Below are 26,024 nucleotides of genomic sequence, written 5' to 3' on the forward strand. Positions count from 1 at the left end.
CTTGCCTATCCCTGCCTGTCTGCCCCATCTAGGCGCATCATGTCCGACATACAGCCCCGCCTGCACCTGCACGATAGCAGGACACGCAGCACCGTTCCCTTCACGCCGCTCGCCCCTGACAACGTGCGGGTCTATTACTGCGGCCCCACGGTCTATGACCTGGCGCATATCGGCAACCTGCGCGCCATGCTGACCGCCGATGTGCTGGTGCGCCTGCTGCGCCACCTCTACCCACACGTGACCTACGTGCGCAACATCACCGACGTGGATGACAAGATCAACGCCCGCGCCCGCGCCAATGGCGAACCCATTGCCGACCTGACCGCGCGCACGATCCATGATTTCCATGAAGATCTGGCCGCCGTTTCCATCCTGCCGCCCGATATCGAGCCCCGCGCCACGCACCATATCGGCGAGATGCAGGACATGATCGCCCGCCTGATCGAAAGCGGCCATGCCTATGAGGCCGAGGGCCATGTGCTGTTCGCGGTCGACACCTACGCCTCCTACGGCGCGCTGTCAGGCCGCAGCCCCGATGATCTGATTGCGGGCGCCCGCGTGGAAGTGGCCCCCTACAAGCGCAATGCGGGCGATTTCGTGCTGTGGAAGCCATCCGATGCCGAAACGCCGGGCTGGGACAGCCCATGGGGCCGGGGCCGTCCGGGCTGGCATATCGAATGCTCGGCCATGTCGCACCGCTATCTGGGCGAGAGCTTCGACATTCATGGCGGCGGCTCGGACCTTCTGTTTCCGCACCACGAGAACGAGCGCGCGCAGAGCATGTGCTGCCACCCGCACGGGCACTTCGCCAATCACTGGGTGCATAATGCCATGCTGCTGGTGAACGGGGAGAAGATGTCGAAATCGCTCGGCAACTTCCTGACCGTGCGCGATGTGCTGCGTGACACGCCTGCCGAGGCCCTGCGCCTTCTGCTGCTGCGCGCGCAGTACCGCTCGGTGCTGAACTTCACGCGCGAAGGGCTGGACGAGGCCAAGCAGATGCTTGACCGCTTCTATCGCGCGCTCGAGGCCTTTGACCCCGCGCAGGACACTGTCGCGCCGCCTGAAAGCGTGGTGAGCGTGCTGTGCGATGACCTGAACACCCCCCGCGCACTGGCCGAGATGCACACGCTGGCTGACAGGGCCGTGGCGGGTGACAGCCTAGCCGCAGCCCAGCTCAAGGCGGCAGGCAACCTGATCGGCCTGCTGCAGGATACGCCGGAAACATGGTTCCGTGGCGGGGCGAAAGTCGATCCGGCCGAAATCGAGCATCTGATTGAAGAACGGCTGGCCGCCCGCAAGGCGCGTGACTTCGCCCGCGCGGACGAAATCCGCAACACCCTCGCGGCACAAGGCATTGTGCTGGAAGATGGCCCGCAGGGCACGACATGGAGGCAGGCATGACCGGCCGTGATGGCGGGGCGGATATCGGCCCCATTGGCAACAGCCCGGTCGTGATCCTTGTCCGGCCCCAGATGGCCGAGAACATTGGCACCACCGCGCGCGCCATGGCCAATGGCGGGTTGTTCCACATGCGCCTCGTCGCCCCGCGCGATGGCTGGCCGCTTGAGCGCGCGTGGCGCAGCGCCTCCGGCGCCGACCGTATCCTTGAATCCGCACAGGTGTTCGACACTGTGGATGATGCGGTGGCCGACCTGCACCACGTCTTCGCCACCTGCCCGCGCCCGCGCCATATCGTCAAGCCCGTGCTGACGGCACGCGGCGGGGCTGCCGAGCTGCGCGAGATGACCGATCGCGGCCTGAAAGTGGGCCTGATGTTCGGCCCCGAGCGCGCAGGGCTGGATAACGAGGACATGGCCCGCGCCGATGCCCTGATCCGCTACCCGCTCAACCCCGCCTTCATGTCGCTCAACCTCGCACAGGCGGTAATGATCATGGCCTATGAGTGGTGGATGGCGAAGGACGATACCCCACCGCGCACGCTCATGACCAACGAGACGCATGTGGCCACCCGGGGCGAACTCGACAACTTCATGCGCCACCTGATTGGCGACCTTGATGAATGTGGCTTCCTGCGCAATGAGCAGAAGCGCGCGGGCATGGTGCGCAACCTGCGTCACTTCTTCCTGCGCGGCGAGGTGACGGAGCAGGAGCTGCGCACGCTCCATGGCGTGGTGACCGAGCTTTCACGCGGGCGCAAGGCGCGGCAGGGCAGCAAATAATAAAAGTTGGTGCCGCCTCTTTTCAAAAAGGCGGCATTCTCTGGAGCTTTTTGAAAAAAGCTTCACCAGACACTTCTTTTACAAAAAAGGCCCGGTGCGTAACCGGGCCTTTTTTGTATCAGCGTGCAGCGACCTGAAGCCGGTCGGCCACGCGGGCGCGGCCCATGAGCGGCAGCAGGTCACGCATTTCCGGCCCGCTCTCCTCGCCCGTCAGCGCCAAGCGCAGGGGGTGGAACAGGGCGCGACCAGTGCGCTCCGTGCTCTCTTTCACCGCAGCGGTCCACGTCTTCCACGTGGTTTCATCCCACGGCTCGGCAGGCAGCGACTCCAGTGCGTGGAGCAGGAAGGGGCGGTCGGCCTCATCAATCACGGGCGGCACGATCTCGCCCGCCACCACATCCCACCAGTGGCGCAGTTCACCTGCCATATCCACATTGCCCCGCACGGCCAGCCAGAAGGCTTCGGTCGCCCCCTCGGGCAGGCGGGCGCGGATTTCCTCAAACGGCATCGCGTGCATGATGCGGCGGTTCAGCCCCAGCAACTGCCGCATGTCAAACCGCGCTGCTGAACGCGAGACACGGCCCGGGTCATAGGTCCTGGCCAGTTCATCAAATGACAGCGGGGCCGGGTCATCCGCGCTGCCAAGGCGGGCAAGGTAGGAGACGATGGCCGAAGGCTCGACCCCATCCTGCCGCAGGGCCCGAATCGACAGGCCATCAAAGCGCTTGGACAGCTTGCCCCCGCCCTCATCCAGCAGCAGCGGCAGATGCGCGAAGGTGAAGCGGTTGCGCTTCGCCCCCAGCGCCTCGGCAATGTCGATCTGCACGCCGGTATTGGTCACGTGGTCCTCGCCACGGATGATGTGGGTAATGCCCAGTTCCATGTCATCCACCACCGAGGCCAGCGTGTACAGCACCGTGCCATCGGCCCGCACCAGCACGGGATCGGAAATGGCAGGCAGCTTGACCCGGCACGAACCCATGACAAGGTCGTTCCATTCCACCGTGCGATGATCGGACAGCCTGAAGCGCCAGTACGGCACCTTGCCATTGGCCTCGGCCTGTGCGCGCTGCGCGGGCGTCATGCGCAGCATGGCGCGGTCATAGACCGGCGGCTTGCGCATACGGATGCGGGCCTCGCGCTTTGAGGCCAGTTCCTGCTCGCTCTCGAAGCACGGATACAGCCGCCCGCTGGCCTTGAGCGCCTCGATGGCCAGCGCGTAGCGGTCCAGACGGTCGGACTGCCGCACAAATTCATCCCACTCCACACCCAGCCAGCGCAGGTCATCCTGCAGGGCCTGCACGTATTCCTCCTTCGAGCGGGCACGATCGGTATCGTCAATCCGCAGCAGGAAGCTGGCCTTGTGGCGGCGGGCAAACAGGGCATTGGCAATGGCCTGACGCGCATTGCCAACATGAATCAGCCCGGTCGGGCTAGGCGCAAAACGGAGTTTCATGCCCCTTATATGCGGCGATTACGCCCCGAACGCCAGAGAGCACGCCTGCTCGCGCGCCCTGGCATGGATAAAAGTTTTCAGGTGTCGCCTTTTTTCAAAAAGACGGCGTTCTCTGAAGCTTTTTGAAAAAAGACCCTGCGGGGCTTTTACGCTTCGTCCTCATCATCGCCCCGGCGCGGGTCGAAGGCGCGCCAGTCGCGCTCCATGGGGGTGGCCGCATGGGCTGCGAAATCATCGAGTTCATTGGCTGAGCGCCAGCCCTGCTCGCCTGCTTCAAGCACCTCCGCATCCTCGCCAAACGCGAACCAGGCCTTGAGGATGTCGGCCGCCGAAAGGCCTGCCATGCGGCAGCGCTCGATGCTGTCACGCACATAGGCGCGGGCAAAGGCGTTGGCCTGGATCAGGTCGGGAAAACCGCCCACTTCCTCGACAATATTGTCCTCGGCACCGCCTGACAGGTCGATGATGCGCACGCGCCAGCCGCCCTCGGGGGCAAAGATGTTTTCTGACAAGATGAAGCCTTTCGTTATTCGGGAGCGTGTGGCGTGCGGCGCAGCAGGAACTCGCGCCCCGCCTTGACCCGGGGCACGTCGTCATACGCCACGATATCCGCCGTGGCGTAAGTCTCGGACCAGCGATCAGGGATGAACGAGCCCGTGCCGATCACATCCACCGGGGCATGGGCATCGGCCATGCTCAGGCATTTTTCCACGCTGAAACCCGATGAGGCGATAATGCGCACATGCGGGAACCCCGCCTCATCCAGCACCTCGCGCATGCGCCAGATGGCCGCCGCCGAGACCCCGGTGCCCACAAGGTGGCTGAGTTCCTTGTCCGAGCGGTAGCGCCGGATGGTGCCCGGCGTGTGGCGCTCGAGCACGTCATAGGAGGATTGCGGGTCCAGCCCTTCAAGAAAGCGGCCCCCATGCGTGTCGAGCCGCACGGACAGCCGCCCCTGCGCCGCAAGTTCGGGAAAGTGCCGGCACACTTCCAGCGCGTCCGTCACCTCGCGGCCAAAATAGTCAACCAGCACGACAAGGTCCATTGCGGGATAGACCTCATGGAACATCTCGGCCGCCCGCAGGGTCGAGCCCGCATAGCCTACCAGCGCGTGCGGCATGGTGCCTAGGCCATGGTTGGTGCCAAAATAATGGGCCGTGGCATCATTCGCGCCGCCAATGAAGCCATGCGCCCCTTCCTTCTGGGCGGCATGGCTGCCAACAGAGGCGGCATAGGCCATCTGCTCCTGCATGCCAAAACCCGCGCAATGGCGGGCTTCCATAGCCAGAAAGCGCACATGTGGCAGCGCCATGGCCATCTGATAGGCATTATGGGCCGCGACGCAGGCCGGGCCAAGGCGCTGGAGCGCCAGTGTCTCAAGCGGGGCAAGGGCTGCGAACGAGCCGGTTACGTAGGCCAGCGGCTCGCCCGCCCCCACCCATGTACTCTCGGGGTACAGAACCGTGGTGTCGATGGTGATGCCGCCCGCGCTGCCCACCGCGCGCAGCCACTCGGTCATGAGCCGGGGGGCGGAAATGACGGGGCGGCGCAGGAAGATGGCATATGTCACCTTCCTGTCGCCAAAATGCTCCACGATGGCGCGCGTGCGGTTGAAATACGCATCCGTGCGGGCTGCGATCATGTCATCCGCCGCGCTGGCCAGCCTGTCACGGCCTGCCGGTTCACCCTGGGTCATTTACCCTCCGTTCCCGCTTTTCAGGGCGGGGTCAGCGTGCCCCGCCAGCCATCCGGTGCATCCGCGTCTTCAGTTCCTCAGACAGACGGAATGCCATCTCCAGCGACTGTTCCGCATTCAGGCGCGGATCGCAAAAGGTTTCATAGCGCTCGCCCAGATCATCTTCCGTCAGGCGATGGGCGCCACCGATGCATTCGGTCACGTTCTGGCCCGTCATTTCAAAATGCACGCCGCCGGGGCTGGCGCCCGCGGCCTCGAACACATCAAAGAAGCCGTGGATCTCGGACAGGATGGCATCGAACGAGCGGGTCTTGACGCCTGTCGAGGTCGAACTGGTGTTACCGTGCATGGGGTCACACAGCCACGTGACGGTGCGACCCGTGGCCATCACTTTCTCGAGCAACGGCGGCAGGTGATCGCGCACCTTGCCCGCCCCCATGCGCGAGATGAGCGAGATGCGCCCGGCTTCATCCGAGGGGTTGAGAATGTCGAGCAGCTGCTCGAGGTCCTCGATGGTGGTGGTGGGGCCAACCTTGATGCCGATGGGGTTGCGCACGCCACGCAGGAACTCGACATGCGCGCCATCGGGCTGGCGGGTGCGATCACCGATCCATACGAAATGGGCCGAGCAGTCATACCATTCGCCCGATGTCGAATCGATGCGGGTCAGCGCCTGCTCGTAGGGCAGCAGCAGGGCCTCGTGCGAGGTGTAGAACTCGGTCTCGTCGATCTGGGGCGTGGTGGTGGCGTTCAGGCCGCACGCCGCCATGAAGTCCAGCGTCTCGCCAATGCGCCCGGCCAGTTCGCCATAACGCTGCGCCAGCGGCGAGCGCTCGACAAAGCCGAGGTTCCAGCGATGCACCTCATGCAGGTTGGCATAACCGCCGCTGGCGAATGCGCGCAGCAGGTTCATGGTGCCAACCGACTGGAAGTAGCCGGTTTCCATGCGCTTCGGGTCAGGAATGCGCGCGGCTTCGGTAAAGTCGGAGCCGTTGATGATGTCACCGCGATAGGACGGCAGGGTCACGCCGTCCTTCGTCTCGGTATCCGATGAGCGCGGCTTGGCGTACTGGCCCGCCATGCGCCCGATCTTGATGACCGGCACCTTGGCGCCAAAGGTCAGCACCACCGCCATCTGCAGCAGCACGCGGAAGGTGTCGCGCACGATATCGGCGGTGAATTCGCTGAAGCTTTCGGCACACGCCCCACCCTGCAGCACGAAGGCCTGCCCCGTGGCGGCCTTGGCCAGGTGGGCGCGCAGGCGGCGGGCCTCACCGGCAAAGACCAGCGGCGGGTAGCGGCGCAGGCGGGCCTCCACGCCGCTCAGGGCTGTCTCGTCGGGGTATCGCGGCATCTGCCGCGCGGGAAACGACCGCCAGCTCTCCGGCGTCCAGGCCTGCCGGGAAGAACTGTTGTGGCTGTGCGTCGCACTCATGGGTCGGATCCTAATTCCTCTTGATACAAGACACCCTTTCCACCCGCAGGCGGAAGGGCCGCCTTTATGTCGAAAAAACCAGCATATGGCAAAGCCTGTTCGCGGCGCTTTGTGATATGGGTGGCGGGACAGGCCCCATAAATGTTGCATGGGAGCCACAAGTCAGGCTGCTTGCGGCCCCTTGGGGTCGTATTGCGCAGCAGGCCCGCCCATATGTAAAAGAGGTATGGTTGGCCTGCCACGTCACCGCTTCCCTTAGCAAAAAAGCCTTGGCATGCTGCCCTCTCAGGTAAAAGGATTACGGATCATGGCCACCTCACGTGGGAAACTCATAACCGCCCTCTCGGCCGGGCTGTGCCTGTTGAGCGTGACGGCCATGGCGGCCCCGGCCAGCCAGGACGACACCAGCAGTTCAGATCAGGACCGGATGACTGTTCACGGCCAGCGCGGCCATCTGCCGCCCGGCTATGAGGAAGCACCGTCGATGGAACTCAACCACGGCCCGGACCCCGATCATCTGGAGCACGTGCATCGTGATTCGGTCACGGGCACGGACCTGTCGCGCTTCGGCACGGCCTACCAGAGCAGCGGGATCAACGGCGATGGCCAGCTTGGCGATTCCACCGGCAATGGCTGGGTTGCCCCCCGCTAAGCCGGATACAGAAAACCGCTGCCGGGGCTGACCCCGCAGCGGTTTTTTATTGGGCAGGGCCTGAATCCAGATAAAAGTTTTTGGTGAAGCTTTTTTCAAGAAGCTTCAAAAGACGCCGCCTTTAAAAAAAACGGCGCCCAAAAACTTTAACTGTTTTTGACCTTCTTTTAACCCGCGCTGCGCGGCGTAACCCGCGTGCGGGTGCGCATGGTCACGAATTCCTCCGCCGCCGTGGGGTGAATACCGATCGTGCGGTCCCAGTCGGTCTTTTTCAGCCTTGCCGTCACGGCAACGGCCAGCCCCTGCATGATCTCGGGCGCATCATCACCCAGCATGTGGGCACCGACCACCACCTGGCTGGCCTGATCGACCACCAGCTTCATCAACGTGCGCTGCGCGCGCCCGCTCAGCGTGTTGCGCATGGGGCGGAAGCGGCTGACATACACATCCACATCCCCTTCCTTCGCTGCTTCCGCCTCGGTCAGGCCAACGCTGGACAGGGTGGGGGTAAAGAACACCGCCTTGGGCGTGGTGGCATAGCACCATTCGCGCGGGGGCGCCTTGCCAAACAGGCGGTCGGCAAGGTTATGGCCCTCGGCAATGGCGACCGGGGTCAGGTTGAGGCGGTTGGTCACGTCGCCTATCGCGTAAATGCCGGGCACCGTCGTCTCGCTCTTGTCATCAACGATGATGCGCCCGTTCTCCTCCATCGCCACGCCAAGCTGCGTAAGCCCCAGCCCGGTGATCTTGGGGTGGCGGCCGGTAGCGAAGAATACGCAGTCGGTCTCGATGCGGGTGCCATTATCAAGATGCACCACGAAGCTGCCATCGGCCTGTTTTTCAATCGCGGTGGGCGAGGCCGCCACGTGCTGGCGGATGCCACGCAGGTCGATCGCATCATGCAAAGCGTGGCGCAGATCGGCATCGAAGCCACGCAGCGGCAGGTTCTGGCGGTAGACCAGATCAACCGATGAGCCCAACCCACGGAAGATACCGGCGAACTCCACGCCAATATAACCACCCCCCACCAGACACACGCGGGCGGGGCGCTCTTCAAGGTGGAAGGCCTGATCGGACGAGATGGCGTATTCCACCCCCGGCAATTTGGGCAGGGTGGGCGTGGAGCCGACTGCAATGACAATGCGCGCGGCGGTGACGCGGCGCGGGGCTTCATGGGGCGCGAGTGGCGAGGGATCGATGCGCAGGGTGTGCGCGTCCTCGATGGTGGCGTGGCCGGTGAACAGGGCCACGCCAGCCTTTTCCAGCATCGAGACATAGATGCCGTTCAGCCGTGCGATCTCGCGGTCCTTGGCGGCGATCAGGGCGGCCCAGTCATTGTGGCCACGCTTCGTGTTCCAGCCAAAGCCGTGGCTGTCATCCACCCAGTCGCCATAATCGCTGGCCTGCACCATCAGCTTCTTGGGCACGCAGCCCAGATTGACGCAGGTGCCGCCCCAGTGGCGGCTTTCGGCTACGGCAACCCGTGCTCCGTGGCTGGCGGCAATGCGCGCGCAGCGCACGCCACCGGAACCCGCGCCAATGACAAACAGATCAAAATCATAACTCATGCCGGTTGTGCATCCTGTCTCGGCCGGACGGGACACAGCACGCCGCATTCCGGCAATGACCCGCCATGCGCGGGGCGGGGCCAATAAAAAACCCCGGCCATGGCAAAATGGCCGGGGGTGATGTGGGCGGGATCAGCGCTCGGCGAACGCCTTTTCCACCACGTAAGCGCCGGGGTGGGAGTTGTTGCCCTCGTCGAAGCCACGCTCCTGGAGCATCTTCTCGGTATCGGCCAGCATCTCGGGCGAGCCGCAGATCATCACGCGGTCATGCTCGGGGTCGAGTTCGGGGATGTTGAGATCGGTGAAGATCTTGCCCGTCTCGATCAGCTTGGTGATGCGGTCGGTCACGGCAAACGGCTCACGCGTAACAGCCGGGTAGTACAGCAGCTTGCCCTTCACGTCCTCGCCCAGGAATTCATGCTCGGGCAGTTCGTGGCGGATGTGGTTGGCATAGGCCAGCTCACCCGAAATGCGCACCGTGTGGCTCAGGATCACGTGCTCGTAACGCTCGTAGCATTCCGGGTCCTTGATCAGGCTCATGAAGGGCGCAAGCCCCGTGCCGGTGGACAGGAAATACAGGTTGCGGCCCGGGCGCAGGTTATCAAGCAGCAGCGTGCCCACGGGCTTGCGGCCGATCAGCACCTTGTCACCCACCTTGACGTGGCGCAGGCGCGAGGTGAGCGGGCCATCAGGCACGGCGATGGACAGGAATTCGAGGTGGTCCTCGTAATTCGCGCTGGCAATGCTGTAGGCGCGCAGCAGCGGCTTGCCCTCGACCTCGATGCCGATCATCGTGAACTGGCCGTTCTCGAAGCGCAGCGCAGGGTCGCGCGTGGTGGTGAAGGTGAACAGCCGGTCGGTCCAGTGATGCACGGACAGCACGGTCTCGGCATTCAGGTGGCCGTATTCCTTGGTGGGCTCGGCAAGGTGGAACACGCCGGGCTGCCCCTCGACCGGGGCGAGGCCGGTGAGCATGGTCTCACTGGTTGGCATAATCAACGTATCGGACATCTGGTTATCATTCTCCCGGCTGGATATGACGCAGACACAGGATTTCCTGAAACATGCGCCGCCCACAACGATATGGCTAAGGGGGGCATGTTTAGGCCATCCACAACGTGGATTTCCAGCACAAAACAAACATATCACGCACCACGGGCGGCTGAACCTGCCGCATAAGGCCCGTTCCGGGGCGCGCGTGTCACGTCAAACGCGTACGATGAAGGCTTCTATTCAATGATTTCCCATGCCGATGCAAGCCGGAGTCCATTGTCCCCGCCGCATGGATGACGCACATAGGAAGCATGAGTTCAGAATTTTCCGATCGCGACGCGTCCACCGCAGCCCCTGCCGCGCTGGCGCTTGATGCGGCCATCGCCGCCACCGGCCTGCATGTTGAAACGCGCGAGCGCCCCAAGCTCGAGCGCGTGATCGCCCGCACGCTCGCCCCCGGCGCTGACCGGGTGGATGACGCAACCTTCCGCGCCGCCCTGTGCACCGTGCGCCGCAAGCCGTGGGGCTCGCGCCTGATGGACCTGACCCGCCGGGCAGGCCAGGTCTGGGTCACCCGCGCGGATACCGAGGCCGCAGCGAAAACGGTCGAGACCCCCGAGCCCGATGACGCCACCCTGCTCGCGGCCCTGACCCCCGTGCTGCACGAGAAACTGCGCGCCCAGGGTGATACCCCGCAGATGGCGGTGGAGAACATCCGCTCCGACCTGTTCGATGGCACGGGGCGCATGCTCTCGCCCGGTGAACTGCACACCCTGGCCCTGGCCGTGGCGGATGCCTTTGCCGTGGCCGACCCCGCAGCGTTTGCCGCCAGCCTCGATGCGGCGGAAAGTAGCCGCAAGGATCGCGATGCCCGCATAGAGGACACGGCGCGTGCCCGCCGGCGCGAGGAAGTGCAGCGCCTGCGCGAGTGGGAAAAGAGCCTTGTGCCCTTCAGCGACGTGCCCGGCCTGCTGCGCTGCTCGCAGCGCGAGGCCCTGCGCTGGATTGCCGAGAACCGCCTGCCCGTCGCCCGCCGCGTACCGCAGGCGGGCGGGCAGGAACGCTGGGAGTTCGACCCCACCGAACTCATGGCCCTGCGCCAGAATCTGCCCGAATGGCGGCGCGAGGGACCGGAAAGCGACAAACGCGCCCCCCTCGCCCCCGATCTGGGCAATAAACGCGTGGGCAATGCCGTGATCGCGCAGGTGGCGGCGCTCGACCGTTACGCAGCCCATTTCCGTACCGCGCGCGCGCTCAACCGCCGCATCACGCTGGTGACCGGGCCGACCAACAGCGGCAAGTCGCACACGGCGCTTGATGCGCTGGCACGCGCCGAGAGCGGGCTGGCGCTGGCGCCGCTGCGCCTGCTGGCCCATGAGTTTCGCGAGTCGCTGACCGCGCGCGGCGTGCCGACCTCGCTCGCCACGGGCGAGGAACGCATTGACGTGCCCGGCAGCCGCCACCTTGCCGCAACGGTCGAGATGTGCCCGCTGAACAACCCGGTCGATGTCGCCATCATCGACGAAGCCCAGATGCTGACCGATCCCGACCGGGGCGCGGCCTGGACGGCGGCAATCATGGGGGCCCCTGCGCGGCACCTGTTCATCCTTGGCGCGCCGGACTGCATCCCCATGGTCCGGCGCATTGCCGAACTGTGCGGCGACCCGGTGGATGAAATCCGCCTTGAGCGCAAAAGCCCGCTGGTTGCCGCCGAACGCGCGGTCAGCCTGCCCGAATTGCAGAAGCATGATGCGCTGATTGCCTTTTCGCGCCGCGAGGTGCTCGACCTGCGCGCCCTGCTGCTCGCCCACGGCAAGCGGGTGGCGGTGGTGTATGGCGCGCTCAGCCCCGAAGTGCGCCGGGCGGAGGCGCAGCGCTTCAATAATGGTGATGCCGATATCCTGATCGCAACCGACGCCATCGGCATGGGGCTGAACCTGACCATCCGCCGCGTGGTGTTTGCAGCCCTGCGCAAATATGACGGCAACCAGACCCGCGACCTCAACCCGCAGGAAGTCAAGCAGATCGGTGGCCGCGCCGGGCGCTTTGGCAAGCATGAACAGGGTGTGGTGGCGGTGCTGGAGGGCGTGGGCAGCCCGTCCTTCATCCATGCCATGCTGGCCGCCCCGCCGCAGCCGATCGAGGACATGCGCCCGCAGGTGCAGCCCGATGCCGACATCGTGCAGGCGGTTGCCGCCGAGATCGGCTCGGACAGCCTGTTCGGCGTGCTGGTGCGCATCCGCCGCGCGGTGCTGCGGCGCGATGACCCCAATTACCGGCTGGCCAACATGGAGCAGGCCTTCGCCATCGCCACAGCACTCGAAGGCGTGCCGGACCTGACACTGGCCCAGCGCTGGGTCTATGCCATGTGCCCCGTCGATGACCGTGATAACGGCATCCAGCGCCTCGTGCACTGGGCGGCGGACCACGCCGCAGGCAACAGCGTGCCGCCGCCGGGCACGGGCCGCCTGCCCCCTGCCGAACGCGCCGAGCGCACGGAGCTTGAACGCGCCGAAAAGCGCCACAAGCGGCTGGTGGCATGGCGGTGGCTGGCCCTGCGCTTCCCCGAGGCCTACGTCAACCGCGAGGATGCGGAGGAAACCACGGCCCGGCTGAATGACTGGATCGAGGACGTGCTGCGCCAGCAGAGCGTGCGCGCACGCGCGACATCCGCCTCACCCTTCCGCCCCGACAGTCGCGCCAACCCGCCGGGCCGCAGGGGGGCCAACCGCGATGGCGGCCCGCCCAAGGGCAAACGCCCGCACCGTAAAAGACGCTGAACGGAAAGAAGTTTTTGGTGAAGCTTTTTCCAAAAAGCTTCAAAAGAACGCCGCCTTTTTGAAAAAAGGCGGCGCCCAAAAACTTTTATCTGCTGTCAGCGGATGACTTCAATTCCACCCATATAAGGCCGCAGCACCTCCGGTACGGTGATGCTGCCATCCTCGTTCTGGTAGTTTTCCATCACCGCAATCAGCGTGCGGCCCACCGCAAGGCCGGACCCGTTGAGCGTGTGCACGAAGGCGGGCTTGCCGTCGGCCGCGCGGTAGCGGGCATTCATGCGCCGGGCCTGAAAGTCGCGCGTGGTGGAACACGACGAGATCTCGCGCCAGGCCTTCTGACCGGGCAGCCAGGCCTCGAGGTCGAAGGTCTTGGCCGCGCCAAAGCCGGTATCGCCCGCGCATAGCAGCAGGCGGCGATAGGGAATGCCCAGCTTCTTTAGCACCATCTCGGCACAGCGGGTCATGCGCTCGTGCTCGGCGTCGCTTTCCTCGGGCGTGGTGATGCTGACCATCTCCACCTTCTGGAACTGGTGCTGGCGCAGCATGCCGCGCGTATCACGTCCTGCCGCCCCCGCCTCGCTGCGGAAGCATGAGGAAAGGGCCACCAGCCTGCGCGGCAGCACATTGGCGGGCAGGATCTGGCCCGAAACGCTGGCCGTCAGCGGCACCTCGGCGGTGGGGATGAGCCAGCGGCCATCTTCGGTGCGGAAGGACTGGTCGGCAAATTTGGGCAGCTTGTCGGTGCCGTACATGGCCTCGTTATTGACCAGCACCGGCACGGCAGTTTCCTCGTAGCCGTTATCGGTGGTGTGCAGGTCGAGCATGAACTGACCGAGCGCACGCTCCATGCGGGCGAGCGCGCCACGCAGCACCACGAACCGCGCACCCGACAGGCGCGATGCGGTCTCGAAATCCATCAGGCCGAGGGCTTCACCGAGTTCAAAATGCTCACGCGGGGTGAAGCTGAATTCGCGCACCACGCCATTGCGGTGCACTTCCACGTTCGCACTTTCATCCGCCCCATCGGGCACGGAGGCGTCAAGCCGGTTAGGCAGGCTTTCGAGCGTGCCGCGGACCTGGCTGTCAAGTTCATCCACGCGGGTCTGGAGTTCCTCCATCCGCGCCTTGCCGTGTGCCACGCGCTCTTCCAGCGCCGAAGTATCCGCGCCGGATTTGCGTAAACCCCCGATCTCTTTGGAGATTTTCTTGCGGCTGGCCTGAAGCTCCTGCAGTTCGGTCTCGGCGGCGCGGCGCTCCGTGTCCAGCAGCAGCACGCCATCAGCCACGGCGGGCGCCCCGCGCCGTTTCAGGGCGGCGTCAAAGCCTGCGGGGTCGGCGCGTAGGGCACGCAGGTCGTGCATCAGGGGGTCTCCTCGGTTTCTTCAGGCGGTCTGCGCGGCTCGACAAGGCGGGCGCAGAGAATGGAAATTTCGTACAGCCCGATCAGCGGCACGGCCAGGCCGGTCTGGGTAATGACATCGGGCGGGGTCAGGATGGCGGCGGCCACGAACGCGCCCACATAGGCGTAGCGGCGCACCTTCGCCAGTCCCTTTGACGTGACCAGCCCCACGCGGGCCATCAGCGTCAGCACCACCGGCAGCTCGAACGCCATGCCGAACGCCAGGATCAGCTTCATCACCAGCGAAAGATATTCCGACACCTTGGCCTGAAGTTCGATCTGCAGGCCGTCCTGCCCGTCCGCCGTCTGGAACGACAGGAAGAACTTCCACGCGGCGGGGAAGATGAAATAATAGGCCAGCGCCGCGCCAAGCGCGAACATGATGGGCGTGGCAACGAGGAAGGGCGCAAAGGCCCGCTTCTCGCTGCGGTACAGGCCGGGTGCGATAAAGATCCACGCCTGCACCGCCACCATGGGGAAGGACAGGCAGGCCGCGCCAAAGAAGGCGACCTTCATGTAAGTAAAGAAGGCCTCGTACAGCGCGGTATAGATCAGGTGCGGCTGCTCGCCTTTCTGGCGCATGATGTCGCCCAGCGGCTTGGCGAGGAAGAAGTAGATCTGCTCGGAATAGTAGTAGCAGACCGCAAAGCACGCCACGAACGACACCATCGACCACAGCAGCCTGCGCCGCAGTTCAACAAGGTGCTCGAGCAGCGGCATGGGCTGGTCATCAATGGCGTCCGGGTTCGGGTTTTCGTCTTGGGCGTCCATCGTGTTCCTATTCCTGCCCTGCGGGGGTCACGCCAACGCGCTGGCCACGGTGAATGACCCGGACTGGCGGCAGGAAGGCGGGAGGGGTAAGGCGCGGCAGTTCGGCGGCAATGCGCCGGGCGGTGCGCGGCGGCAGGAAATCGGGCGCATCGGGTGCGTCCTCCTCCGCAGGGCTGTCATCAACAAGGGGCGGAATGTAATGGCGTGAGGGAATGGCCTGCTCGGGCAGGGCCGATGCAGGCGTTGTTACGGGTGCCGACATGGCGGACTGCGCCGCCTCATGCGTATCATCAAGCGAGCGGCGCAGGGCGCCATCCCCATCAATCGCACTCATGATCTTGTCGCGCACGTTCATGCGCTTGAGCCTGCCAAGCTGGTCGCGCGCCTCGGTCAGGTCGGCCTCGCGCACCATTTCATCCACATGCGACTGGAACTCGGTGGCGAGGCCGCGGGCCTTCTTGATCAGCCCGGTTACGGTGCGGATGGCAACAGGCATGTCCTTCGGCCCGATCAGCAGCAGGCCCACCACCCCGATCAGGGCAAATTCAGACCATGCAAAATCGAACATCAGCCGTTCCTTCCCTACCGCGCCCGCCCCTTGCGGTCCGCGCAGAACCGTACACCATCATCCTGCCCCGCACACCTATCACGCCCCGGGCGCGTCAGGAACCTCATCCGGCGCATCATCGCCACCCTCCACCGCCTGCGGGCCATCAGGCGGTTCGGGTGCTGCATCGGGCACATCCACCAGCAGTTCCTCGCGCCGGGGCAGGTCGCCCAGATCCTTGAGGCCAAAATGGCGCAGAAAGCCGTTTGACGTGCCCCACAGGATCGGCCGTCCCGGCACTTCCTTGCGGCCCAGCGGCATGATCAGTTCGGCCTCGAGCAGGGTGTCGAGCACCTGCTGGCTCAGGCTTACGCCGCGGATTTCCTCGATTTCGGCGCGCGTGCAGGGCTGGTGGTAGGCGATGATGGCCAGCGTTTCCATGGTCGAGCGCGCCAGCCTGCGCGGACGCGGCATCACGCGCGTCAGGCGCGGAGCCAGATCGGGGGCGGTGCGGAACTGCCAGCCCCCCGCCACCTCGACGAGTTCCACCCCCCGCCCGGCATACTGCGCGCCAAGGGCGGCCAGCGTCGCCGCCACATAGGCATCGCGGTCAGCGGTATCATGCGGGATGCCGCCCTGCGCGCCAAGCACCTCGGCAATGGCGCGGGTGCTGAGCGGGTCGGCGCGGGCAAAGATCAGGGCCTCGACAAGGCGCAGCGAAAAATCCCGCACCGTGATGTCTTCCACCACGTCCTGCACCGGCAGGATAAGGTCAGGCTGCTCGGGGTCGTTCATCAGGGCCTCTCCCCTTCAGGTTGCATTGGGGTGGCGGGGTCTTCCGCCACCCGCTCACGCAGCAGGATACGGCCAAACTGTTCCGCCTGCCGCAGTTCGATCGTGCCATTACGCGCCATCTCCAGGCTGGCCAGCAGCGTGCCCGCCACGGCGGCCCTGCGGCCGGTCTCGGCCAGGGGGCCAGCACTGTCCACCCCCGCGGCAGGCGGCAGAAAGGCCTCCAGCCCGCACCAGTCTACAGGCATGAGCGTGCCCAGCATGCGCCGCAGCCGCGCCAGCGCGTCCTGCACGGTCCAGAACCGTGGCGGGCGCGGCTGGTAGGTGGCCTTGCGCGCGCGCCGCCGCATGGCGGCCATATAGCCGCGCATGAGTTGCGGCACATCCACCGCCAGCCCCGAGCGGTCAATCGCTACAAGGCTTTCGGCCTGCCCGCGCTCAAACACTTCATGGCCAAGCTGGTCGCGCGCGCCAAGCCAGCGGCCAAGCTGCACCATGCGCTCAAGTTCGAGCAGGCGCTCGTGCAGCAGGGTAGCTGCGTCCTCGGCATCGGTGTCCTCGCCATCATCCTCGGGCAGCAGCAGGCGCGACTTGAGCCAGGCCAGCCATGCCGCCATGACCAGCCAGTCCGCCGCCTGCTCCAGCCGCACGGCAGGGATGGAGCGCACCACCGCCAAAAACTGCTCGACAAGCTGAAGGATGGAAATGCGCCACAGATCCACCTTCTGCGCCCGGGCGAGTTCAAGCAGCAGGTCCATCGGCCCGTCGAACCCGTCAAGATGCACGATGGGCGAAGTCGGCTGCCCCTGCGTGGCGTCAGCCATGGGGGCGGGCGTGCCAGCCGCCCGCCCTGCCTCCTCTGGCCGGGTCATGGGGTGCGCTCAGGAATGGACCGGTTCACACGGCAGGCTTTTGGCCTTGACCTTCTCGCACACCGATGCGGCCTGCGCCTTGCTCAGCCCCTTGATGCGCAGGCGGTAGAACGTCTTGCCACTGCGCTCCGCCTTGATGACGGCAGGCTGGTAGGAACCGAACACGCCGGGGTAGCGGCTGAGCAGATGGCTCCAGTTTTTCAGCGCTGCCTCCTGCGAATCAAGGGCGGCCAACTGCACGCTGTAGGCGCCACTGCCCTCATTGAGGGCGCGCGGCACCGGCGGCGGCAGGGCAGCGGGTTCCTCCTCGGCCTGCTTTACCGGTTCCGCTGGCTTCTGGGCGGCCTCCTGCGGGGCAGGCTCGGGCTGGGTGGCAGGCTGCTCGGCGGGGGCTGCGGCGGTCGCAGGCGGCGGGGTGGCATTGCCGCCATCGGCGCTGTCGCTGCCCGGTGGCGGGGCATACTGCCGGGCCATGGCATCGGGCTGGGGCTGCTCGGGCGGGGGCGAGAGGCGCATCACGCCGCCATCAGCGGCCATGCCATCGCCTGCGCCCAGAATCTGCATGCCACCCGGATCAGCGGGCTTGACGCGCACCGGCCCCGGTGGCGGGCCAAGCACTGCAATGCCGCCTTCATGATGGCCAAACAGAGACCAGCCACCAATGGCAATGACCAGAATGCCGCCAAGCCCGGCCGCGCCATAGACCAGCTTGCGGGTCAGCGGGTCATCGCCGAGCAGGCTGCTGCCTGCAAGGCGCGCCAGCAGGGCCTTGAAATCAGTCCCGCCCCTGCTGCCACGCGGCGGCGTGCGCGGGCCGATGTCATCGGCTGGCTCCATGGGCGAGCGCGTGTTCAGGTCGGGGTTGGAATCAGCCCCCATGCGCTCGCGCGTGGCGGGGCGCTCGGCATAGGGATCGGGTGCCGCGGGGTTGTTCCGAAGATCATCGGAACCACCATTGCGCTGCGGGGTATCGTCAGGACTCATCGCATCTCCTCGACCGGCTGCACGCCGAGCACGTTCAGGCCCGACCGCAGCACGGTTGCCGTCGCCTCGACAAGGGCGAGCTTCGTGCGGGTTGTGGCCACGTCATCTTCCTGCACGAAGCGCAGGGTGGTGTCATCCTTGCCCCGGTTCCACAATGCATGGAAATCGGAGGCCAGTTCATTGAGATAGAACGCAATGCGGTGCGGCTCATGCGCGCTCGCCGCCGACTCGACCATGCGCGGCCACTGCGCCATGCGCTGCAAAAGGGCCAGTTCCGCATCCGCGCCCAGCCCTGACAGGTCGGTCGTGGCCAGTTCGGCCGGCGTGAGGCCGCCGGGCAGCCTGCCCGCATTGGCAAGGGCTGCCGCCGCGCGCAGCACCGAGCAGCAACGCGCATGGGCGTACTGCACGTAAAACACCGGGTTGTCGCGGCTCTGGGCCACGACCTGATCCAGGTCGAACTCCATCTGCGCATCGGCCTTGCGGGTGAGCATGGTAAAGCGCACAGCATCCCGCCCCACCTCGTCAATCAGGTCGCGCAGGGTGACGAACGTGCCCGCGCGCTTGGACATGCGCACCGGCTGCCCATCACGCACGATGCGCACGATCTGGCACAAAAGCACGTCAAGCACCGGGCGGCCATCAGTAGCCAGCGCCGCAACAGCAGCCTTCATGCGGGTGACGTAACCGCCATGGTCGGCACCCCATACATCGACCAGCACATCAGCCCCCCGACGGATCTTGTCGGCATGGTAGCCAATGTCATTGGCGAAGTAGGTGTTCGACCCATCGGACTTGCGCAGCGGGCGGTCGACATCATCGCCAAATTCGGTGGAGCGGAACAGGGTCTGGGGGCGGGCTTCCCAGTCATCGGGCAGCTTGCCCTTGGGGGGCTCGAGCACGCCTTCGTAGATCAGGCCCTTGTCTTCCAGCTTCCTGATGGCGCGGTCGGTCTCGCCATCAGCCAGGATACCGGCCTCGCTGGTGAACACGTCATGATGCACGCCGAGGGCGGCCAGATCCTCGCGGATCATGCCCATCATGGTATCGACCGCCTCTTTCTTCACGGTCTCGAGCCACAGGGCTGGATCGGCGGGCCTGAGGCCGGGGGCGGCAAGGCTTTCGCCATGTTTTTTGGCCAGCGCCTCGCCCACGGGCACAAGGTAGTCGCCGCCATACTGGATGGCGCCGCCGGGCACCACGGCTGCGAATTCCTCTTCCGTCACGGTGGTGTGGAGCGCCTGCAGGTAACGCCAGTACGTGGCCCAGGCCAGCGCGATCACCTGCGCCCCGGCATCGTTGATGTAATATTCCTTCGTGACCTCATAACCCGCCTTGGCCAGCAGGTTGGCCAGCACGTCACCCACCACGGCGCCGCGGCAGTGACCCACATGCATCGGCCCGGTGGGGTTGGCCGAGACATATTCCACATTCACCTTCACGCCACGGCCAGCGCTGCTCGTGCCGTAGGCCTCGCCTGCGTGCAGCACGTCACGCGCCACGGCCTGCCACACGGCGGGGGCGAGGCGCATGTTGACAAAGCCGGGGCCTGCCACCTCGGCCTGCGCAATGCCCGGCACGCTGGCCAGCGCCGTGACCAGTTCCGCCGCGATCTCGGCCGGGCGGCGACGGGCCGCCTTGGAGATGACCAGCGCCGCATTGGTGGCAAGGTCGCCATGTGCGGGGTCGCGGGTGGGCGTAACCTCGACACGCTCAAGGGCTGCTGGGGGCAGGTCGGGCATGGTGGCGCGCAGCGCATCGCGCACATGCGTGAGGTAACGGGCGAACAGACTGTCTGACATGCGGCTTGGTTTCCCAACAGATAACGGTAACAGGCCCTGTGGCCCGGCATGGTATGGCCCGCCGGCATCGCGCAAAAGCGGTGGCAGGCGGAAGATCGTGCTGCGCGTGTTTCACCCCGGCGAGGACAGGTCCGTCAACCGTCGATATGCCTCAATGGTGCAGCAACCGGTCATACCGGCACTATAATCGGCCACCACCCGGCATGCACCTGCCATATCATCCGCCGCGCAGGCGGCAGGGGCTGGCGCGCTGGTGCCATCGGGCAGCAGGGTCATATCGGTGCCGAGAATGGTAAAGATCGATTCGACCGTAAGCCGCGCATACAGGAAATGGCGGATAGCCAGATTGACCCCGGCCATGGCCGGGCTGCAGACCACCACAGGGCGGCCGGCGTGGTGGATGTGATCGGCGCAGGGCGGGCAAGGTTACGCTGCGTCTGGCCGATCAGGTCCATGGCCAGCGTGTTGATGGCGTGGCGGATGGTTTCATGACGCAGGCGCGGATCGGCCTTGCTGGCATGCCGCGCAAGCGCTGCGGCACGGGCGGCTGCGAGGGCCGCACCCACTCCCGGCAGGCTTTCGGGTTCCTCGATATGCAGAAGCCCTGCGCGCAGGCCGTCATCAAGGTCATGGACATGCAGGCGATATCATCGGACAGGGCGGCGAGCTGTGCCTTGGCCTCGGGGTAGAGCCTGCTACGGGCCTTAGCGGTCTGGACAGCGTAGGGTGCAGTGCTCATATAGGATCAGGACCAAGCCATGGATGAAACGGTAAAGACCATAACTGCCGTACATCCATAACCCGCCCGCAGCCCACCGCCAACATGAAGTGGCCCCGGCCTGCGTGCACAGATCATGGTGAAACCCGATGTCCACGCCCCCTTCCCCCCCGGCCGAGATGTTCCGCGTATCGGATTCGGCGGCCAATCGCCTGCGCGAGATCCTTGATGAGCAGCCCGCCGCCCCCACGGGCGAGCCAGCCCTGCGGGTGGCGGTCGAGGCGGGTGGCTGCAACGGCTTTCAGTATAAATTCGCGCTTGAACCCGAAACCCGGCCCGATGATATCGTCATTGCCGCAGGCACCGCCCGCGTGCTCGTTGACCCCGCCAGCATGGACCTGCTGAGCGGCGCCGTGCTTGATTTTGATGACAGCCTGATGGGCGCGCATTTCACGGTGCGCAACCCGCAGGCGGCCTCCTCGTGCGGGTGTGGCACCAGCTTCTCGGTGGAATGATGAAATTCGTTACCTGGAACGTCAATTCCATCCGCCAGCGCCTTGACCATGTGCTTGACTACCTTGCCCGCGAGCAGCCCGACGTGCTGGCGTTGCAGGAGATCAAGTGCGCCACCGAGATCTTCCCCGCCGAGGCCTTCAGGGAAGCGGGCTATAACAGCATCGTGGTGGGGCAGAAAAGCTATAACGGCGTGGCCATCCTTACGCGCCTGCCGCATGAGGTCATCCACACCGCCCTGCCCGGCTGGGAAACCGACCCGCCGCAGGCCCGCTACGTGGAAATTCGCGCAGGCGGGGTGATCTTTGGCAATCTGTACCTGCCCAACGGCAATTCCGGCGGCAGTGCGGGCTACGACTCCAAGCTTGCCTTCATGGACGCACTCGCCCTGCACGCCCACGCCATGCTCGCGGCCGGGCAGGACTTCGTGCTGCTTGGTGACTACAATGTCTGCCCCACCGATGAGGACTGTGCTCCCGGCGCGCTCTCGCCCGATGATGCGCTGCTGCGCCCGGCCACCCGTGCCGCCTTCCGCCGCCTGCTCTGGCTGGGCCTGACCGATGCGCTGCGCGCGCTGCACCCCACCGGGCGGTTCTATACGTTCTGGGATTATCAGGCTGCCGCCTGGCAGCGTGACAGCGGGCTGCGCATCGACCATGCCCTGCTCTCGCCCCGCCTGGCCGAACGGCTGCTGAGCGCCCTGCCTGCGCGCGATGAGCGCGGCAAGGCCCAGCCATCGGACCACGTGCCGCTGGCCGTTACAGTGGCCGACGCGGCGGGCTGAGGGGCGTGGCTGGCGGGCAGTGCTCGGGTGCTGGCAGCAGCCGGAACTCGCGCAACGTGCCCGCCAGCCTGAACTGCCCGAAATCAAGGTCGAGCCTGTCGGCCACGCCATTGGCGAAGTAGCGCATGCCCTGCTCGAATATCGGCCCCATGTCACGCGTGGTGGGGTTGTAGTAGGCAATATGCACCCGCTGCGCCCCAAGGGGGGCAAGGGCTGCAAAAGGCGTTGCGACCGGCGGCGCCTCGCGGGCCAGCAGCAGCACGTAGGTATTCAGCGCCCCGGTCTCGACCGTGCCATCGAACAGGGGTGGCGCGATCTCGGTCTGGCCCGCCTGCCCTGCCGCGATCACGCGGGTGGTGTGCGCTACGGGGAACAGCGTGCCCGCGGGCAGCGCCACGTCATGCACGCCGGGCGCGGTATAATGCACCCTGCCGCCGGTGGGGCGCATATGCGCCTCGCCCGCTATGCGCGGGCTGGGCTGGCCGTTTTCACTCTGGTCTGCGCGGAAGATGAGGGATGAGCCATCCTTGTCCTCCAGTACCGCGTAATCGGAATCGCTGTTGTGCTCGTCACCGCCCCGCCCCACGCTGCGCACATGCAACTGCTGCTGGGTGGACCAGGCCGTGCACATGTCGGACAGCACGAAGGTCAGCTTTCCCTCCGCCGTCACCACATCGCCATTGCCCACGGCGGACAGGACAAGGTCATACACCGCCCGGTGCGCCGCCATGCCCGCGGCCGGGGCGGCCAGCGCCTGGCCATGCCACAGCCCCGTAGCCACCATGGCCGCGATCACGCCACGCTGATACGCCCGCCGCACCACAATGCGGCGCGCCGTGAGGGAGGAGTCCTTCACGGCGGTCATGGCGCTCAGTCCTTTTTCTGGCCGGGCTTGGGGCGCGGCAGGTCGAGGGCGAGCGAGAGTTCCTTGAGCCGCTGCGGCTCGACGGGGGCGGGCGCGCCCATCATCAGGTCCTCGCCCTGCTGGTTGAGCGGGAACAGGATCACCTCGCGGATGTTCGGCTCATCGGCGAGCAGCATCACGATACGGTCCACACCCGGCGCCGAGCCACCATGCGGCGGCGCGCCATAGCGGAAGGCGTTGAGCATGCCGCCAAAGCGGGCCTCGACCTCGCTGGCGGGATAGCCCGCGATCTCGAAGGCGCGGATCATCACATCAGGCTGGTGGTTACGGATCGCGCCTGAGGAGAGTTCGATGCCGTTGCACACGATATCGTACTGATAGGCCTTGATGGTCAGCGGGTCCTGATTCTGGAGCGCGTCCATGCCACCCTGCGGCATGGAGAACGGGTTGTGCGAGAAGTCGATCTCGCCCGTTTCCTCATTGCGCTCGTACATCGGGAAATCCGTGATCCAGCAGAAGCGGAAGGCATTCTGCTCGATCAGGTCGAGTTCGGTTGCAACCCGGGTGCGCACGGCGCCCGAGAACTTGACCATCTCATCGCCCTTGCCCGCCACGAAGAATACGGCGTCACCCGCCTTGAGGCCGGTTTTGGCGCGGATGGCCTCGATGCGCTCGGCCTCGAGGTTCTTGGCGATCGGGCCCTTGCCACCTTCTTCGGCGAAGATGATGTAGCCCAGCCCACCGGCACCCGATTCACGCGCCCAGTTATTGAGCTTGTCAAAGAATGCACGCGGGCGGTCACCCGCACCGGGGGCGGGAATGGCGCGGATCTGGCCACCGTCGGCTGCGATGCGGGCAAATAGGCCAAAGCCGGAACCGGCAAACGCCTCGGTCACATCCGAGAGTTTGAGCGGGTTGCGCAGGTCGGGCTTGTCGCTGCCATAGACTTCCATGGCCGTGGCGTAGGGAATGCGCTCGAACGGCCCTTCGCTCACGATGCGGCCACCGCCGAATTCGCGGAACACGCCTTCCATCACCGGCTCGAGGGTCGCGAACACGTCTTCCTGTGTTGCGAACGCCATCTCGAAATCAAGCTGGTAGAACTCGCCGGGCGAGCGGTCGGCGCGCGCCGCTTCATCACGGAAGCACGGCGCGATCTGGAAATAGCGGTCAAACCCCGCCACCATGGCCAGCTGCTTGAACTGCTGCGGGGCCTGCGGCAGGGCATAGAACTTGCCCGGATGCATGCGCGCGGGCACGAGGAAGTCACGCGCCCCCTCGGGCGACGATGCGGTCAGGATCGGGGTCTGGAACTCGACAAAGCCCAGATCCGTCATCCGCTTGCGCAGGCTGGCGATCACCTGCGCGCGCAGCATGATGTTGCGGTGCACCTTCTCGCGCCGCAGGTCGATGTAGCGGTAGGTCAGGCGCAGGTCTTCGGGGTAGTGCTCACTGCCCGCCACCTGCAGCGGCAGCACATCGGCGCTGGACTGGACCTCGATCTCGCGCGCGCGCAGTTCGATCTCGCCGGTGGGCAGGTTGGGGTTTTTGGTTGCGCCATCGCGCAGCACCACTTCGCCTGTCACGGTCAGCACGCTTTCCACGCGCACGCGCTCGGCTGTTTCCAGCACGGGGGAGCCTGCGGGGATCACGATCTGCGTCATGCCGAAATGGTCGCGCAGGTCAATGAACAGCAGGCCGCCATGATCGCGCTTGGAGTGTACCCATCCGGAAAGGCGGGCCGTCTGCCCGGCATCGGCAGCCCGCAGGGCCGCGCAGCTATGGGTACGATAGGGATGCATGCTCTTGTCCTGATTCTACCAGATTTGGGGGGCGCGGCCACAAAGGGTCGCACCCGGTTGCAGGCGCGACAAAGCCAATCCCGCCCGCGCCTGTCAAGGTTATAGCTGCACGGCCCCTGTGCGCGGGGCCATGCTCACACGTATTCGGGGAAGAGATCGCACAGCCCGTCCGCCGTGGCGGGGCAGCGCCCGCGCTCGGTAATCAGGCCGGTCACGAGGCGCGCGGGGGTGACGTCAAAGGCCGGGTTGGCAGCCGGGCTGCCATCGGGCACAAGCTGCACGCCTGTCACGCGGCCCTCCGCATCACGCCCCTGGATGTGGGTGACCTCGCGGCCATTACGCTCCTCGATGGGAATTTCCTTCACACCGTCACTGATGGTCCAGTCAATGGTGGTCGAGGGCAGCGCAACCCAGAAGGGCACATTATTGTCACGCGCCGCCAGCGCCTTGAGGTAGGTGCCGATCTTGTTGGCAACATCACCTGTGCGGGTTACGCGGTCGGTGCCCACGATCACGAGGTCAACCTGGCCATGCTGCATCAGGTGACCGCCGGCGTTATCGGCAATGACCGTGTGTTTCACCCCATGGCTGCCCAGTTCCCACGCGGTGAGCGAGGCCCCCTGATTGCGCGGGCGGGTTTCATCCACCCACACATGCACCTCAATGCCACGGTCATGCGCCATGTAGATGGGCGCAAGGGCCGTGCCCCAGTCCACCGTGGCGATCCAGCCCGCGTTGCAATGCGTGAGGATATTGACCGGGCCGGGGCGGCGGGCGGCGATCTCCTCGATCAGTTCCAGACCCTGCCGGCCGATGGCCTCGTTCTGGATCACGTCCTCATCGCAGATGCGCCCGGCCTCGTCATAGGCGGCGGCCACGCGGTCGGCCTGGGGCGTGGTGCGCAGGCGGGTGAGCATGCGCCTGATGGCCCAGGCCAGGTTGACCGCCGTGGGGCGGGTGGCCGCAAGCAACGCCGCATCGCGCTCCATCGCTTCATCACTGCTGTCATGGCGCAGCGCCAGCGCCAGCCCGTAGGCGGCCACGGCGCCAATCAGCGGCGCGCCACGCACCTGCATGGTGCGGATGGCATGGGCCACCTGATCCCGCTCGGTCAGGCGCAGGATGTCAAGCGACCAGGGCAGACGGGTCTGGTCAAAGATGTGGACCGACCAGCCATCATCCGCATCCACCCAGACACTGCGATAAGAGACGTTATCAATTTTCATATAAGACTTGCCGCCATCCAAAAACCGGAACACAAAAAAGGGCGTGTAGGGAAGCATCCGGCCGAAGCGCGTTCAAGGCCCTGCCGCCTGAATACTTTGAATAAAGCCGCAGTTGCGGTTTTTCTGCCATAAGGCAGCGTAACCCGTTCCCGCATGGGCAGGATCATACAGGCAGTCAGCCCACAG

24 protein-coding genes are annotated in these 26,024 nt (G+C 65.5%); 7 read left to right on the forward strand and 17 right to left on the reverse strand.

Annotated elements, in window-relative coordinates; translation table 11 throughout:
* The first annotated feature begins 39 nt into the window (after window positions 1-39).
* Window positions 40-1,404 (forward strand): cysteine--tRNA ligase, encoded by a 1,365-nt coding sequence (cysS, locus tag R5N89_RS10910; protein WP_110566732.1) that lies wholly within the window; start codon window positions 40-42, stop codon window positions 1,402-1,404.
* Window positions 1,401-2,183, forward strand: coding sequence for an RNA methyltransferase (locus R5N89_RS10915; RefSeq protein ID WP_208624605.1), 783 nt, complete (start codon window positions 1,401-1,403; stop codon window positions 2,181-2,183). The genes cysS and R5N89_RS10915 overlap by 4 nt, the downstream gene beginning before the upstream one ends.
* Window positions 2,184-2,301: 118 nt before the next feature.
* Here the strand turns inward: R5N89_RS10915 and gltX are convergent, their stop codons facing one another.
* The 4 genes from gltX to R5N89_RS10935 form a co-directional block, all read right to left on the reverse strand.
* Window positions 2,302-3,639, reverse strand: coding sequence for a glutamate--tRNA ligase (gene gltX / locus R5N89_RS10920; protein WP_110566737.1), 1,338 nt, complete (start codon window positions 3,637-3,639; stop codon window positions 2,302-2,304).
* Between the two features lie 146 nt (window positions 3,640-3,785).
* Window positions 3,786-4,151 carry a hypothetical protein gene (locus R5N89_RS10925; protein ID WP_078526548.1) on the reverse strand — a complete coding sequence of 122 codons (366 nt, stop codon included), beginning with the start codon at window positions 4,149-4,151 and terminating at the stop codon, window positions 3,786-3,788.
* Window positions 4,152-4,165: 14 nt separating this feature from the next.
* Window positions 4,166-5,335, reverse strand: a complete 1,170-nt coding sequence (locus R5N89_RS10930; RefSeq protein ID WP_110566739.1) for a nicotinate phosphoribosyltransferase — start codon at window positions 5,333-5,335, stop codon at window positions 4,166-4,168.
* Window positions 5,336-5,366: 31 nt separating this feature from the next.
* A complete protein-coding gene (locus R5N89_RS10935) occupies window positions 5,367-6,770 on the reverse strand; it encodes a class II 3-deoxy-7-phosphoheptulonate synthase (RefSeq protein ID WP_110566741.1) in 1,404 nt (467 codons plus the stop codon).
* Window positions 6,771-7,077: 307 nt separating this feature from the next.
* On the opposite strand from R5N89_RS10935, the gene R5N89_RS10940 reads away from it, so the two are divergent.
* Window positions 7,078-7,422 carry a hypothetical protein gene (locus tag R5N89_RS10940; RefSeq protein WP_110566743.1) on the forward strand — a complete coding sequence of 115 codons (345 nt, stop codon included), beginning with the start codon at window positions 7,078-7,080 and terminating at the stop codon, window positions 7,420-7,422.
* A 167-nt stretch (window positions 7,423-7,589) separates the two neighbouring features.
* On the opposite strand, the gene gorA is transcribed toward R5N89_RS10940, so the two are convergent.
* Window positions 7,590-8,990, reverse strand: a complete 1,401-nt coding sequence (gorA, locus tag R5N89_RS10945; RefSeq protein ID WP_110566745.1) for a glutathione-disulfide reductase — start codon at window positions 8,988-8,990, stop codon at window positions 7,590-7,592.
* A 132-nt stretch (window positions 8,991-9,122) separates the two neighbouring features.
* Entirely contained in the window at window positions 9,123-10,001 is an 879-nt protein-coding gene (locus tag R5N89_RS10950; RefSeq protein ID WP_110566747.1) for a ferredoxin--NADP reductase, read from the reverse strand.
* Window positions 10,002-10,294: 293 nt separating this feature from the next.
* Between R5N89_RS10950 and R5N89_RS10955 the strand changes: the two genes are divergently transcribed.
* Window positions 10,295-12,763 (forward strand): helicase-related protein, encoded by a 2,469-nt coding sequence (locus R5N89_RS10955; protein ID WP_110566750.1) that lies wholly within the window; start codon window positions 10,295-10,297, stop codon window positions 12,761-12,763.
* Window positions 12,764-12,858: 95 nt separating this feature from the next.
* Here R5N89_RS10955 and serS read toward each other — a convergent pair whose 3' ends face one another.
* The 8 genes from serS to R5N89_RS10995 form a co-directional block, all read right to left on the reverse strand.
* Entirely contained in the window at window positions 12,859-14,124 is a 1,266-nt protein-coding gene (gene serS, locus R5N89_RS10960) for a serine--tRNA ligase (protein WP_110566752.1), read from the reverse strand.
* Window positions 14,124-14,933, reverse strand: a complete 810-nt coding sequence (gene tatC, locus R5N89_RS10965; RefSeq protein WP_208624606.1) for a twin-arginine translocase subunit TatC — start codon at window positions 14,931-14,933, stop codon at window positions 14,124-14,126. Before tatC ends, serS begins: the two co-directional genes overlap by 1 nt.
* 7 nt (window positions 14,934-14,940) lie before the next feature.
* Window positions 14,941-15,501 carry a Sec-independent protein translocase protein TatB gene (tatB, locus tag R5N89_RS10970; RefSeq protein ID WP_110566754.1) on the reverse strand — a complete coding sequence of 187 codons (561 nt, stop codon included), beginning with the start codon at window positions 15,499-15,501 and terminating at the stop codon, window positions 14,941-14,943.
* Between the two features lie 78 nt (window positions 15,502-15,579).
* Window positions 15,580-16,275, reverse strand: a complete 696-nt coding sequence (gene scpB, locus R5N89_RS10975) for an SMC-Scp complex subunit ScpB (RefSeq protein ID WP_244192023.1) — start codon at window positions 16,273-16,275, stop codon at window positions 15,580-15,582.
* Window positions 16,275-17,096, reverse strand: coding sequence for a ScpA family protein (locus R5N89_RS10980; protein WP_110566937.1), 822 nt, complete (start codon window positions 17,094-17,096; stop codon window positions 16,275-16,277). The genes scpB and R5N89_RS10980 overlap by 1 nt, the downstream gene beginning before the upstream one ends.
* A gap of 57 nt (window positions 17,097-17,153) precedes the next feature.
* Window positions 17,154-18,128: an SPOR domain-containing protein gene (locus tag R5N89_RS10985; RefSeq protein WP_110566756.1), complete on the reverse strand. Its 975-nt coding sequence runs from the start codon at window positions 18,126-18,128 to the stop codon at window positions 17,154-17,156.
* Window positions 18,125-19,930, reverse strand: coding sequence for an arginine--tRNA ligase (gene argS / locus R5N89_RS10990; RefSeq protein ID WP_110566758.1), 1,806 nt, complete (start codon window positions 19,928-19,930; stop codon window positions 18,125-18,127). The genes R5N89_RS10985 and argS overlap by 4 nt, the downstream gene beginning before the upstream one ends.
* Window positions 19,931-20,041: 111 nt before the next feature.
* Window positions 20,042-20,290, reverse strand: a complete 249-nt coding sequence (locus R5N89_RS10995) for a hypothetical protein (RefSeq protein ID WP_244192024.1) — start codon at window positions 20,288-20,290, stop codon at window positions 20,042-20,044.
* A 128-nt stretch (window positions 20,291-20,418) separates the two neighbouring features.
* Here R5N89_RS10995 and R5N89_RS11000 point away from each other — a divergent pair, with 128 nt between their 5' ends.
* The 3 genes from R5N89_RS11000 (at window position 20,419) to R5N89_RS11010 (ending at window position 21,945) form a co-directional block, all read left to right on the forward strand.
* On the forward strand, window positions 20,419-20,619 hold the full coding sequence (locus R5N89_RS11000) for a hypothetical protein (RefSeq protein WP_244192025.1): 201 nt from the start codon (window positions 20,419-20,421) through the stop codon (window positions 20,617-20,619).
* 178 nt (window positions 20,620-20,797) lie between these two features.
* A complete protein-coding gene (locus R5N89_RS11005) occupies window positions 20,798-21,163 on the forward strand; it encodes an iron-sulfur cluster assembly accessory protein (RefSeq protein ID WP_078526520.1) in 366 nt (121 codons plus the stop codon).
* Window positions 21,160-21,945, forward strand: a complete 786-nt coding sequence (locus R5N89_RS11010) for an exodeoxyribonuclease III (protein ID WP_110566760.1) — start codon at window positions 21,160-21,162, stop codon at window positions 21,943-21,945. The genes R5N89_RS11005 and R5N89_RS11010 overlap by 4 nt, the downstream gene beginning before the upstream one ends.
* On the opposite strand, the gene R5N89_RS11015 is transcribed toward R5N89_RS11010, so the two are convergent.
* The 3 genes from R5N89_RS11015 to mtnA form a co-directional block, all read right to left on the reverse strand.
* On the reverse strand, window positions 21,920-22,810 hold the full coding sequence (locus R5N89_RS11015; protein WP_244192026.1) for an EipB family protein: 891 nt from the start codon (window positions 22,808-22,810) through the stop codon (window positions 21,920-21,922). The genes R5N89_RS11010 and R5N89_RS11015 overlap by 26 nt on opposite strands.
* A gap of 5 nt (window positions 22,811-22,815) precedes the next feature.
* Window positions 22,816-24,612, reverse strand: a complete 1,797-nt coding sequence (gene aspS, locus R5N89_RS11020) for an aspartate--tRNA ligase (RefSeq protein ID WP_110566762.1) — start codon at window positions 24,610-24,612, stop codon at window positions 22,816-22,818.
* Window positions 24,613-24,746: 134 nt separating this feature from the next.
* A complete protein-coding gene (gene mtnA / locus R5N89_RS11025; RefSeq protein ID WP_110566941.1) occupies window positions 24,747-25,838 on the reverse strand; it encodes an S-methyl-5-thioribose-1-phosphate isomerase in 1,092 nt (363 codons plus the stop codon).
* Window positions 25,839-26,024: the final 186 nt, after the last annotated feature.

The sequence above is a fragment of the Komagataeibacter sucrofermentans DSM 15973 genome (assembly GCF_040581405.1).
GTDB lineage: Bacteria > Pseudomonadota > Alphaproteobacteria > Acetobacterales > Acetobacteraceae > Komagataeibacter > Komagataeibacter sucrofermentans.

What these genes read in the sequence shown, in the direction of transcription:
- argS (WP_110566758.1), bottom strand. Translation starts at nt 19,930, where the DNA reads ATGTCAGACAGTCTGTTCGCCCGTTACCTCACGCATGTGCGCGATGCG.
- R5N89_RS10935 (WP_110566741.1), bottom strand. Translation starts at nt 6,770, where the DNA reads ATGAGTGCGACGCACAGCCACAACAGTTCTTCCCGGCAGGCCTGGACG.
- R5N89_RS10950 (WP_110566747.1), bottom strand. Translation starts at nt 10,001, where the DNA reads ATGTCCGATACGTTGATTATGCCAACCAGTGAGACCATGCTCACCGGC.
- serS (WP_110566752.1), bottom strand. Translation starts at nt 14,124, where the DNA reads ATGCACGACCTGCGTGCCCTACGCGCCGACCCCGCAGGCTTTGACGCC.
- scpB (WP_244192023.1), bottom strand. Translation starts at nt 16,275, where the DNA reads ATGAACGACCCCGAGCAGCCTGACCTTATCCTGCCGGTGCAGGACGTG.
- R5N89_RS10985 (WP_110566756.1), bottom strand. Translation starts at nt 18,128, where the DNA reads ATGAGTCCTGACGATACCCCGCAGCGCAATGGTGGTTCCGATGATCTT.
- R5N89_RS11005 (WP_078526520.1), top strand. Translation starts at nt 20,798, where the DNA reads ATGTCCACGCCCCCTTCCCCCCCGGCCGAGATGTTCCGCGTATCGGAT.
- R5N89_RS10930 (WP_110566739.1), bottom strand. Translation starts at nt 5,335, where the DNA reads ATGACCCAGGGTGAACCGGCAGGCCGTGACAGGCTGGCCAGCGCGGCG.
- R5N89_RS11015 (WP_244192026.1), bottom strand. Translation starts at nt 22,810, where the DNA reads ATGACCGCCGTGAAGGACTCCTCCCTCACGGCGCGCCGCATTGTGGTG.
- R5N89_RS10940 (WP_110566743.1), top strand. Translation starts at nt 7,078, where the DNA reads ATGGCCACCTCACGTGGGAAACTCATAACCGCCCTCTCGGCCGGGCTG.
- mtnA (WP_110566941.1), bottom strand. Translation starts at nt 25,838, where the DNA reads ATGAAAATTGATAACGTCTCTTATCGCAGTGTCTGGGTGGATGCGGAT.
- R5N89_RS10980 (WP_110566937.1), bottom strand. Translation starts at nt 17,096, where the DNA reads ATGGCTGACGCCACGCAGGGGCAGCCGACTTCGCCCATCGTGCATCTT.
- gltX (WP_110566737.1), bottom strand. Translation starts at nt 3,639, where the DNA reads ATGAAACTCCGTTTTGCGCCTAGCCCGACCGGGCTGATTCATGTTGGC.
- aspS (WP_110566762.1), bottom strand. Translation starts at nt 24,612, where the DNA reads ATGCATCCCTATCGTACCCATAGCTGCGCGGCCCTGCGGGCTGCCGAT.
- R5N89_RS10915 (WP_208624605.1), top strand. Translation starts at nt 1,401, where the DNA reads ATGACCGGCCGTGATGGCGGGGCGGATATCGGCCCCATTGGCAACAGC.
- R5N89_RS10995 (WP_244192024.1), bottom strand. Translation starts at nt 20,290, where the DNA reads ATGGCCGGGGTCAATCTGGCTATCCGCCATTTCCTGTATGCGCGGCTT.
- R5N89_RS10955 (WP_110566750.1), top strand. Translation starts at nt 10,295, where the DNA reads ATGAGTTCAGAATTTTCCGATCGCGACGCGTCCACCGCAGCCCCTGCC.
- R5N89_RS11010 (WP_110566760.1), top strand. Translation starts at nt 21,160, where the DNA reads ATGATGAAATTCGTTACCTGGAACGTCAATTCCATCCGCCAGCGCCTT.
- R5N89_RS11000 (WP_244192025.1), top strand. Translation starts at nt 20,419, where the DNA reads ATGACGCAGGCGCGGATCGGCCTTGCTGGCATGCCGCGCAAGCGCTGC.
- tatC (WP_208624606.1), bottom strand. Translation starts at nt 14,933, where the DNA reads ATGGACGCCCAAGACGAAAACCCGAACCCGGACGCCATTGATGACCAG.
- tatB (WP_110566754.1), bottom strand. Translation starts at nt 15,501, where the DNA reads ATGTTCGATTTTGCATGGTCTGAATTTGCCCTGATCGGGGTGGTGGGC.
- gorA (WP_110566745.1), bottom strand. Translation starts at nt 8,990, where the DNA reads ATGAGTTATGATTTTGATCTGTTTGTCATTGGCGCGGGTTCCGGTGGC.
- cysS (WP_110566732.1), top strand. Translation starts at nt 40, where the DNA reads ATGTCCGACATACAGCCCCGCCTGCACCTGCACGATAGCAGGACACGC.